Source organism: Pseudonocardia xishanensis (assembly GCF_039541715.1).
Classification (GTDB): domain Bacteria; phylum Actinomycetota; class Actinomycetes; order Mycobacteriales; family Pseudonocardiaceae; genus Pseudonocardia; species Pseudonocardia xishanensis.
The window spans coordinates 1-8,168 of record NZ_BAABGT010000011.1 but is presented as its reverse complement, the minus strand read 5'-3'; the positions used below and the strand labels follow the sequence as shown (position 1 = coordinate 8,168).

The window sequence follows — 8,168 nt, the reverse complement described above, 5'->3', positions numbered from 1 at the left end:
ATCCGCTGGACGTGCAGGACGCGCTGATCCACTACGCCCGCAAGGGCGCGATCATCAACAGCACGTACCAGATCTGACCCACCCCACCTCGATCCGCACGAACGGCACTCTTGCGCGGTAGGTCCGCACAAGAGTGCCGTTCGTGCGGCACCCACGCCTCCGGCGGGCGCGCCGAGCGCACCCACCGCGGGAGGGGGGACGGTCCCGGACGCCCCCGGGACCGTTCCGCCCCCCACGCACGTGAGGAGATCCATGAGCAGGCTGCGGATGGCGGCGGCGTGCGCGCCTTTCGGAAGGGACCTCGAGGAGGGGTTCGCCCGGATCACGACGCTGATCGCCCGGGCCCGGGCGGACGGCGTCGGGTTGCTGGTGCTGCCCGAGGCCGCGCTCGGCGGGTACCTCAGCGACCTGGCGGGCGGCGCGGAGCGTCCCCCCGCCCTCGACCCCGCGGGGCGCGAGATCGCCACCCTGGCCGCGCTGGCCGGGGACATGGTCGTCTGCGCCGGCTACTGCGAACAGGGCGATGACGCCGTCTACAACAGCGCCGTCTGCGTGTCCGGGGACGGCGTGCTGGGCACCCACCGCAAGGTCCACCAGCCGCTGCGGGAGGACGCCAGCTACGGCGCGGGGGACCGGTTCGCGGCCTTCGACACCCCCGTCGGCCGGATCGCGATGCAGATCTGCTTCGACAAGGCCTTCCCCGAAGCCGCCCGGGACCAGGCGATGGACGGCGCGCGGATCATCTGTTCGCTCTCGGCCTGGCCGGTCAGCCGCACCAACCGGCACCCGGACCCGGCGCAGGACCGCTGGACCCGGCGGATGGACCTGTTCGACCGGGCCCGCGCGCTGGAGAACCAGCTGATCTGGATCGCGTCCAACCAGTACGGCACGTTCGGCGACCTCCGGTTCGCCGCGAGCGCCAAGGTCGTCGACCCCGGCGGAGAGGTCCTGGCGACCACCGGTCAGGACGAGGGCCTCGCCGTCGCCGAGCTGGACGTGGAGGCCGCGGTGGACGCGGCACGCGCGGCCATGAACTTCCTTCGGGACCGCAGGCCGGAGACGTACGCTGCTGCCGACGGGCGGCCGTTCCTCGCCGCATGAGCACGTCGGAAGGACACGTCGTGGGGGCCCTGCGGATCGGCGCCGTCGCGGCCGCGTTCGGACGGGACATCGAGGCCGGGCTGACCCGCGTCGGGACGTTGATCGAACACGCCCGCCGATCCGGCGTCGGGCTCCTCGTGCTGCCCGACGCCGCGCTCGGCGGGTACCTCACCGACTTCGCCGACCCCGACCCCGCGGCGCTGCCCCCGGCGCTGGACCCGGCTGGTCCCGAGCTCGGCACGGTCGCGGAGCTGGCCGGGGACATGGTGGTGTGCATCGGGCTGTGCGAGGCCGGGCCGGACGGGGTCCGGTACAACACCGCGGCCTGCGTGCACGGCGGCGGGGTACTGGGGCTGCACCGCAAGGTCCACCAGCCCCTCGGCGAGGAGCGCGTCTACCGCGCCGGCGAGTCGTTCGCCGCCTTCGACACCCCGGTCGGGCGGCTGGGCATGCTCGTCGACTACGACAAGACCTTCCCCGAGTCCGCCCGCGCGCTGGCCCTGGACGGCGCGGAGATCATCGCCTGCCTGTCCGCCTGGCCGACCAACATCACCAACCGCGCGCCGCGGATGTCGGACGACCGGCAGTCGCGGCTGTTCGACCTCTACGACCGGTCGCGGGCGGCGGAGAACCAGGTGGTGCTGGTGTCGTCGAACCAGACCGGCTCCATGGGGCGGATGCGGTTCCTCGGGCAGGCCAAGGTCGTCGGCCCGGACGGCGAGGTGCTGGCCCGGACCTGGGCGAAGGCGGGCATCGCGGTCGCCGAGGTGGACGTCGAGGCCTCGCTCAAGGCCGCCCGCCGCAGGCTCTCGCACCTCACCGAGCGGCGACCGGAGGCGTACCGGTGAGCAGCATGGCCATGGCCTGCGCCAGCCACCGCGCATAGCGTTCGCCGGACCATCCGCGGCGCCGCACCAGCAGGTCGTACATCTGCGGGCCGTTCAGGGCGAAGAGCACGTCCGCCGCCTCGTCGACCGGCACCGTCAGCAGCCCGTGGTCCCGCAGCGCCTCGGCGACCGTGCGCATGTTCCGCGCCATCATCTTGGCGCCCAGGTCGTCGAGCTTGCGCATGTCGGCGTCCGCACCGGAGGACTCGGCGCACGCCCGCAGCAGGCCGCCGGCCCGGGCCTGCAGGGCGGCCCCGTGCCGGGCGAGGTCGGCGAGGACCCGGTCCGGATTCGCCAGCGCGTCCCGCACCTCGGGTCGGTCGATGACGGCGACGGGCTCGTCGTCCCCGGCGAGGGCGACGTCCAGGGCACGCTGGAAGATCTCCGCCTTCCCGCCGGGGTAGGCCGCGTGCACCGTGCGCAGCGCGACCCCCGCCGCGGCGGCGATCTCCTTGACCGTGGTGCTCACGTACCCGTGCTCGACGAACAGCTCCGTGGCCGCCTCGCGGATGGTCGCGCGGGTGCGGCGGGCCGCCTCCTCGCGCAGGGGTGACCGGTACGGCCGCTTGACGTCCTCGGGCATGCGGTGCACCCTACACGCATTCGATGCACTGATGGTTCAACGAAAGGCGTCGAGATGCCCGAGCTGGTGCGGTTGCGCGGCGTGAAGCTCCCGGTGGCGAACCTGCCGCGGAGCCTGGAGTTCTACCGCGAGGTCTTCGGCTTCGCGCCGTGGTTGGAGTTCCCCGACTCGGACGGCGTCGTGCGCGGGGTCGCCGGGGACCTGCCGGGCTGCGAGGGTGGGCTGGCCCTGCGGGAGACGCCCGAGGCGCACAGCCAGCCGGGCCTGGAACTGCTGCTGGGCGTGGCGGACCGGGCGGCGATCGAGGAGTGGACGGCACACCTGGACGCGGCGGGCGTGGCGCACTCACCGGTGATCGACGCCTCCGTGGGTTGGCTGGTGGTGCTGCACGACCCGGACGGTCACGAGATCCATCTCTACACCGAGGCCGAACACGGAATCGACCAGACCGGGCGCGCGGGCTACGGGCGGCGCGTCCCTTCCGGAAACGTCGTTTCCTGACGTCGTCTCCTTTTCCCAGCGCTGGGTACACCGCATTCCGGGTGGTCGTGAATGACCGCCCGGAATGCGGAGCGTCCTTCTCGGCGGGGCGCCGAGAATCAGGCGGAGAGCGTCTTGCGCACGTCGTGGTGCTTCAGCAGGTTCTCGATGATCACGTTGATGTCGACGTCGATCTTCGTGACCTGGATGCGCGGGCCCGGCTTGTGCTGCGGGGCGCCGTGCGGATGGTGCGCGGCCTGCTGGACCGGGCCGTGCGGGCGGTGCGGAAGCGCCGGGTGGCGGTGGTCCGGACCGTGCCCGTGACGGTGGTGCGCCGCGGCCTGGTGGCGGTCGTGGCGGTCCCGGTGGTCCCGGTGGTCACGGTCGTGGCCCCGGTGGTCGTGCCGGTCCTGCCCGCGGTGGTCGCCACGCTCGTGGCCGCGGTGGTCGTGGTCGCGGTCGTGCTCGTGGTGTGCGGCGGGCTTGGCGTGCTCGTGGTGGCCGGGCCTGCCGTGCTCGTGGTGCGTGGCGGGGCGGAACCGGTGGTCGCCCCGGTCGTGGTCGCGGCGCTGTCCGGCGTGCGCCCGATGGTCGCGATCACGGTCGCCGTGGTGCCGGTCGTGGTCCCGGCCGTCGCGGTGTCGGTCGCCGCGGTCGTGGTCGTGGCGGTTCTGCTCGTGCCTCGCCTGCTCGGTCCGGGGCCCGTGGCCACGGGGGTCGTGTCGGGGGTCGTCGTGCCGCGCGCCGGGACGGTGCTGCTCGTGGCCGCCCCGGTGGTGCCCGGCCTGCTGGGGGCCACGGTGGTCGCCACGGTGCTGGTTGCCGCGGTGCTGGTTGCCGCGGTGCTGGTCGCCGCGGTGCTGGTCGTGGCCGCCGCGGGAGTCGTGCTCGTGTCGGACCTGCTGCGGCCCGCGGTCCCGGTCGTCGTGCCGGTCGTCGTGCCGGTCGTCGTGCCGGTCGCCGCCCCGGTGGTCGTTGCCGCGGTGGTCACCCTGCCCGCGGGGCCCGTGGTCCCGGTCGCGTTCACCGCGCGGGCCGCGGTCGTCGCGATGATCGGCACGGTGATCGGCACGGTGATCGGCGCGGACGGGGCCGCGGTCGTTGTCGCACGGCTGGTCACGGTCGCCGCCCCGGCTCGGACCGTGGCTCGCGTTCTCGTGCCGCGGGTCGCCGTGGCGCGGGTCGTGGTCGCCGCGCGGTCCACGGGGGCCGTTCGCCTCGCCGCGCGGTCCGTCGTCGTCGTGGCGAGGACCGCCGGGCTGTTGGCCGCCGGGCTGTTGGTGCTGGCCGCCGGGGAGACCACCGGGGAGACCACCGGGGAGACCACCGGGGAGGCCGCCGGGGCCCGGGCCCTTCGGCAGCGCGGTCTTGATGATCTGCTCGGCTCCCGCGGTGGTCGTCGCGGCGGTGGGGGACGGGGTGGTCTTCGCCGCGTCGGCGTCGGTCTTGGTCGTGCCGGCCGCGGGGTCGGCAGGCTTCTGCTCCTCGGCCTGCGCGACGCCGTTGACCACGAGGACGCATCCGCCGGAGATGGCGGCCGTGAGCAGACCGCGGCGGAGTGTGGAATTCACCGTTGACGTTCCTTCCTGCGGAGTGTCACCCGCGGGGGAGCCCGATGGTCGGAAACGTCGTTCCGACAACCATCACGGCGAACGGGTGCAGTCACTCTTTCGAGGAAGATAAGAGTTTGTTACGAGTCTGCTGTGAGATTGCTCCGCTTGCCGTAATGCGAAGAAGGAGTTCCGAGGGCGACGGTGCGGCGCCCTCGGAACTCCGGGCACGATTCAGGACGGCAGCGAGTACCCGTCGAACTTCTCCCGCAGCGTCTTCTTCGAGAACTTCCCGACGCTCGTCTTGGGCACCTCGTCGATGAACTCCACGGCGTCCGGCAACCACCACTTGGCCACGCGCGGCGCGAGGAACTCCAGCAGCTCGTCGGCGGTCAGCGACTCACCCGGCTTCACCACCACACAGGCGAGCGGGCGCTCGGTCCACTTCTCGTGCGGGATCGCGATCACCGCCGCCTCGGCGACGGCCGGGTGCGCCATGATCTCGTTCTCCAGGTCGACCGAGCTGATCCACTCACCGCCGGACTTCACGAGGTCCTTCGTCCGGTCGACCAGCCGCACGAACCCCCACCTGTCGACGGCCGCCACGTCGCCGGTCTTGAGCCAGCCGTCCGCCGTGAACTGGGCTCCGCCGCCCTCGCCGCGGTAGTACTCCGCCGCGATCCACGGACCGGCCGCCTGCAGCTCGCCGCTCGCCTCGTCGTCCCAGGGCATCTCCTCGCCGGTGTCCGGGTCCGCGATCCGCAGCTCCACGAACGGGACGGCCTGGCCCTGCCGCGCGCGGGCGTCCGCCCGCTGGTCCTCGGTCCAGCCCGCGTGGTGCGAGCGGGGCGTGGAGACCGTGGCGATCGGCGAGGTCTCGGTCATGCCCCAGGCGTGCAGCATCGGCAGGCCGATGGCCTCCCGGTAGGCCTCCGAGAGCGCGCGGGGCACCGCGGACCCGCCGCAGATGATCGCCCGCAGTGCCGAGAGGTCGTGGTCGGCGAGCAGCGGACGCATGCCCATCCAGATCGTCGGGACGCCGCCGGTGACCGTGACCCGGTGCCGCTCCAGCTGCGAGGCGATCGCCGCGGGCGACATGTTCGGGCCCGGGAAGACGAGGTCGCAGCCCGCCAGCAGTGCGCCGTAGGGGATGCCCCACGCGTTGGCGTGGAACATCGGGACGACCGGCAGCACGACGTCCCGTTCGGCCAGCCCGAACGCGTCCGCCGTGAGGGTGACCATGGAGTGCAGCACCGCCGAGCGGTGGCTGTAGACGACGCCCTTCGGGTTCCCCGTGGTCCCGGACGTGTAGCACATGGCCGCGGCCGCGTTCTCGTCCTCGACGGAGAACCGGCCCGCGAAGGGCTCGGCGGCCGCGAGCAGCTCCTCGTAGTCCCGGACGCGGGGGTCGGAGGGGATCTCGGCGTCCGCGCCGTCGTCGATCACGACGATCGTGCGCACGGTCTCGAGCTGGTCCACCACCGGCCAGAGCACCGGCAGCAGCGAGCGGTCGACGAAGACGACCTCGTCCTCGGCGTGGTTCGCGACGTAGACCAGCTGCTCGGGGAACAGCCGGATGTTGAGGGTGTGCAGCACCCGCCCGGTGCAGGGGGCCGCGAGGTAGAGCTCCAGATGGCGGTCGGTGTTCCAGCAGAACGTGCCGACCCGGCCGTCCGCGGAGACGCCGAGATCGTCCAGCACGGTCGCGAGGCGGCGCACCCGCACCGCCCACTCCGCGACCGTCGTCTCGCGTTCCCCGGCGGGGGAGGCCGTGATCAGGCGCTTGTGGCCGAACATCCGCTCCGCGCGGTGGAAGACGTGGGGCAGGGACAGCGGACGGTCCTGCATCAGTCCGAGCATCATCGCTCCTGGGGTGTTGTGGATCACCAAACCCTACTCGCCGGAGGGGATCGCGCCGAGGGCCGTTGCGCAGCGTGATCGACCGGTAGGCTCCCGTGGCATGACCACAGCGGGCACGCCGGCTGCCGGTGCGGTCTGCCTGGACGTCGGGTCCACGTGGACCAAGGCCGTGCTGGTCGAGCCCGACGGGTCACTCGCCGGGTTCGCCGAGCACCCCACCACCGCCGAGGACGTCCTCGCGGGCGTCGATGCCGCGGTCCGCGGGGTGACCGCCGCCGCGAGCGGCCTGGACACCGACCTGTTGGCCTGCTCGTCCGCCGGGGGCGGGCTGCGGCTCGCCGTGGTCGGGACCGAGCTCCTGCTGTCGACCGAGATCGGGCACCAGGTCGCCCGGTCCGCGGGCGCGCACGTCGTGCACGTGCACGCGGGGCCGCTGGAGCCCGCGGACGTCCGGGCGCTGCGGGGGCACCGCCCCGGTGCCGTGCTGCTGATCGGCGGGGCGGACGGGTCGGATCCGGCCGTGCTGCTGCACAACGCGGGCAAGCTCGCCCGGGCCCGGCTGCGGCACCCGATCGTGCTGGCCGGGAACGTCGAGGCCCGAGACGACGCGCTGGCTCTGCTCCGCGCCACCGGCCGCACCGTCGTGGCCTGCGCGAACGTCTCGCCCGCGGCGGGGGAGCTGGTGCCCGGCCCCGCGCGGGCCGCGCTCGCCGAGGTCTTCGCCCGGCACGTGCTGGGGGGTCGTGGGGTCTCCGCGGCGCCGCGGTTCCGCCGGATGATCCAGGTGATGACGCCGGACGCCGTCCGGGCCGCGACCGCCGAGCTGGCCCGGATCTGCGGCACCCGCGTGCTGGTCGTGGACGTCGGGTGCGCCACCACGGACGTCCACTCGGCCCGCCCCGAGCACGGGGTCCGCCGCACGGTCGAGGGGGACCTCGGAATGCGTGCCGCGGCGGAGGGGGTGCTCCAGGAGGCCCAGGCCGAGGCGATCGTCGACCCCGTCGAGGCCGACCTGCTGTCCGCCACGGTGCACCGGATGGCCACCGAGGTCGGCTCCGTCCCGCGGGACGCGGGCAGCGCCGCGGAGGACCGCCGGATCGCCGCCCTGGCCGCGGTCGTGGCCGTGCGCAGGCACCTGCGCGAGGAGGAGTCGGGCGGCCCCGGGATCGGGCTGGTCGTGCTGTCCGGCGGGGTGTTCCGGCAGCGGGACGCCGCGGGGATCGCCGCGCTCGTCGGCACGCTGCAGGGGGACGAGGTGCTGGCCCCGGCCCTGGCGGACGCCTCCGTGCTGGTGGATGCGGACTTCGCGCTCGCCCCGGCGGGCCTGCTGGCGGGCCACGAGCGCCTCGACGCCGCCGAGACGCTGTTGCGCGACCACCTGCTGGGCTAGCCCGGGAGCCGGGGGCGGTGGCCCGCGCGGTGCGGCCTCGGTACGCTGAGGGCCGCGCGGGTCGAGAGGCGCTGCAGCGGACTTCAGTCCGCCACGCTCGGTCCGCGGTCGACGACGAGAAGGGCGCCTCCCATCCATTCGGGAGGAGGCTCGTATGTCGATCACCTTCGTACGGGCCCGGCCCCACGTACGAGGAGACTCATGAGCGACAAGCTGCAGAAGATCGACGGCCTGGACTTCGCCGTCGCCGACCTCGCCCTGCACGAGTTCGGCCGCAAGGAGATCCGGCTGGCCGAGAACGAGATGCCGGGCCTGAT

At 73.7% G+C, this 8,168-nt stretch carries 8 protein-coding genes; 6 read left to right on the top strand and 2 right to left on the bottom strand.

Features of this window, described 5'->3' with window-relative positions:
• The first annotated feature begins 252 nt into the window (after positions 1 to 252).
• Entirely contained in the window at positions 253 to 1,101 is an 849-nt protein-coding gene (locus ABD993_RS02745; RefSeq protein WP_345412300.1) for a carbon-nitrogen hydrolase family protein, read from the top strand.
• Positions 1,102 to 1,121: 20 nt separating this feature from the next.
• Positions 1,122 to 1,949 (top strand): carbon-nitrogen hydrolase family protein, encoded by an 828-nt coding sequence (locus tag ABD993_RS02740; protein ID WP_345412306.1) that lies wholly within the window; start codon positions 1,122 to 1,124, stop codon positions 1,947 to 1,949.
• On the opposite strand, the gene ABD993_RS02735 is transcribed toward ABD993_RS02740, so the two are convergent.
• Entirely contained in the window at positions 1,918 to 2,571 is a 654-nt protein-coding gene (locus tag ABD993_RS02735) for a TetR/AcrR family transcriptional regulator (RefSeq protein WP_345412298.1), read from the bottom strand. The two genes, ABD993_RS02740 and ABD993_RS02735, sit on opposite strands and share 32 nt — an antisense overlap.
• Positions 2,572 to 2,625: 54 nt before the next feature.
• Between ABD993_RS02735 and ABD993_RS02730 the strand changes: the two genes are divergently transcribed.
• Positions 2,626 to 3,072 carry a VOC family protein gene (locus tag ABD993_RS02730; RefSeq protein WP_345412296.1) on the top strand — a complete coding sequence of 149 codons (447 nt, stop codon included), beginning with the start codon at positions 2,626 to 2,628 and terminating at the stop codon, positions 3,070 to 3,072.
• A gap of 125 nt (positions 3,073 to 3,197) precedes the next feature.
• Complete coding sequence (locus ABD993_RS02725) at positions 3,198 to 4,628, top strand: hypothetical protein (RefSeq protein ID WP_345412294.1); 1,431 nt, start codon at positions 3,198 to 3,200, stop codon at positions 4,626 to 4,628.
• Positions 4,629 to 4,835: 207 nt separating this feature from the next.
• Here the strand turns inward: ABD993_RS02725 and ABD993_RS02720 are convergent, their stop codons facing one another.
• On the bottom strand, positions 4,836 to 6,461 hold the full coding sequence (locus tag ABD993_RS02720; RefSeq protein ID WP_345412304.1) for a long-chain fatty acid--CoA ligase: 1,626 nt from the start codon (positions 6,459 to 6,461) through the stop codon (positions 4,836 to 4,838).
• A 100-nt stretch (positions 6,462 to 6,561) separates the two neighbouring features.
• On the opposite strand from ABD993_RS02720, the gene ABD993_RS02715 reads away from it, so the two are divergent.
• Together ABD993_RS02715 and ABD993_RS02710 are read left to right on the top strand one after the other, a co-directional pair.
• Positions 6,562 to 7,851 (top strand): glutamate mutase L, encoded by a 1,290-nt coding sequence (locus ABD993_RS02715; protein ID WP_345412293.1) that lies wholly within the window; start codon positions 6,562 to 6,564, stop codon positions 7,849 to 7,851.
• 201 nt (positions 7,852 to 8,052) lie between these two features.
• On the top strand, positions 8,053 to 8,168 hold a 116-nt coding region (locus ABD993_RS02710), incomplete at its 3' end, for an adenosylhomocysteinase (protein ID WP_345412302.1).